Here is a 1,920-nt window from a genome sequence, read left to right as displayed (position 1 = left end):
GGGCGGCGGTGGGGGATCATCGTCGCGCAGATCGTTGCGCACATGGATGGTGAACACCGCGTCGCGATGATTGTTGTGATCGTCCGTCACGCGCACGGTGATCTGATGCGTGGTCGCCTGCTCGTAGTCGAGTTTCGTCCGATCGTTCACCACGACGTAATCGTCGACGATGGCGAAGCGGCCGTCCGAATTGTCGAGGAGCGAGAACGTCATTGCGTCGTTGTCGGGATCGTGGGCGCGCAGTTGCCCGATCCGGGTGCCGTTCGAGACATTCTCGACGACTTGCACGCCATCGAGCATCATCATCGTCGGCGCGCTGTTCTCCGGCGGCGGTGGGGGCGGAGGCGGTGGTGGAGGAGGAGTATTCTCGTCCACATCCAGCAAGGAGATGGTGAACTCCTTCTCCATCGTATGCCCGCTCACGTCCGTCAGGCGGAGTCTGATCGTGTGAGCCGGGTCCTGTTCGTAGTCGAGCCGCGACCCGTCGGCGACGGTGAGCCGCCCGTCGAAGAGAGCGAAACGTCCATCGGCGCTGCCGACGAGTTCGAGATGGAACGCATCGCCCTGATCCGGATCGATGATGGTGAACGCACCGATCTGCGACCCGTTGCTGGCGTTTTCGACAATCGATGAATGGGTCAGAACGATATCGATCGGTGGCTGCTCTTCGTCAGACACGTCGAGCACGCGAATCGTGACCATTTCGACGACGCCCGCCCCTTGGCTGTCAGTGACGCGAACGTAAAGATCGTACGTCGGATGGTCGTCGAAATTGAGAGTTACTCCCTCCTTCAGGAAGAGTGCGTTACCCTCGAGAATGAATGGACTTTCGTCCGGGTGGTAGAGGCCGTAGACGAGCGACGAGGCGGGATCTTGGTCATCCTGCGCGGTCAGAAAGCCAGCGAACGTGTGGCCGACAGCGTCCTCGCGGATCACACCGTCATGTAGGACAAGGCCATAGGGAGTGCTGTTGTTCGGCGGAGGAGGCGGCGGCGGTATTTCACCGTCCTCCAATACGTTGCCGACAAACAAGGTGAACGTTCCCGTCGACGCTGCGCCGTGGCTGTCGGTAACGCGGACGGTGATATCGTGTGTCCGATTGGTCTCGTAGTCGAGATGAGCCCCCTCTTTCAGGTACAGCGCGTTGTTCCGTAAGGTGAAAGGACTCGTCTCTTCTTGAATGAGCTCGTAACTTAATGGGTCGCCGTCCGGGTCGACCGCATCGAACCAACCGAGATTCGGACCTTCGTCCTCGCCGACCAAACCATCGTGGTTGCTGTCGTAGAGACACAGAGCGAACAGTTCAGGAGCGCTGTTTCCGGGAGGCTGTGATGATTCCTGTGCGATCGCCACTGGGACACCGTCGATCCGAATGTGCGGCGCGGTATTGGCGGGCTGAGGTTCGGTGGGCATCGACTAGGTCCTCGACAGAAATCCTGACCTATTATCGTTATATCATTTCAGACGATTTTACAAGTCTTTTCACGGTCGGGAGTGCTGAAAATACGAGTTTCCGTAAGGACTTATCCTTGGGTCAATCCTTCAGGATTTCGGCCTCGCCGTATCCCTGCGCATAGAGCAGCGCCGTCAGATCCGCGTGCTCGATCCTGGCATGGGCGGCGGCCGCTACAGCCGGCTTGGCGTGGTAGGCGACGCCGAGRCCCGCTTCGCCCAGCATGGCGAGATCGTTGGCGCCGTCTCCCGTCGCCATGGTGTCCTGCCGGTCGAGGCCGAGCCGTTCGCGCAGCTCGATCAGGGTGGCGAGCTTGGCTTCCTTGCCAAGGATGGGCTCGACCACCGTACCGGCGAGGCGTTCGGCGTCGATGTTGAGAATATTCGAGCGGTGCTCGTGGAAGCCGATCTTGTCCCCGATCGGCCCGGTGAAGAGCGTAAATCCCCCCGACACGAGGCATGTATAGG

2 protein-coding genes are annotated in these 1,920 nt (G+C 60.1%); both read right to left on the bottom strand.

The features are described from left to right. On the bottom strand, nucleotides 1–1,413 hold a 1,413-nt coding region (locus tag AC1DT3_RS19470; protein WP_477466863.1), incomplete at its 3' end, for a cadherin repeat domain-containing protein. A 121-nt stretch (nucleotides 1,414–1,534) separates the two neighbouring features. Next, nucleotides 1,535–1,920, bottom strand: a 386-nt coding sequence (locus tag AC1DT3_RS19465) for an HAD-IB family phosphatase (protein WP_477466862.1), incomplete at its 5' end; no start/stop codon positions are given.

It is taken from the genome of Microvirga sp. P4_G7 (assembly GCF_056401005.1).
Note: the sequence above shows the minus strand (reverse complement) of the source record. Positions and strands in the feature narration are given on the sequence as shown.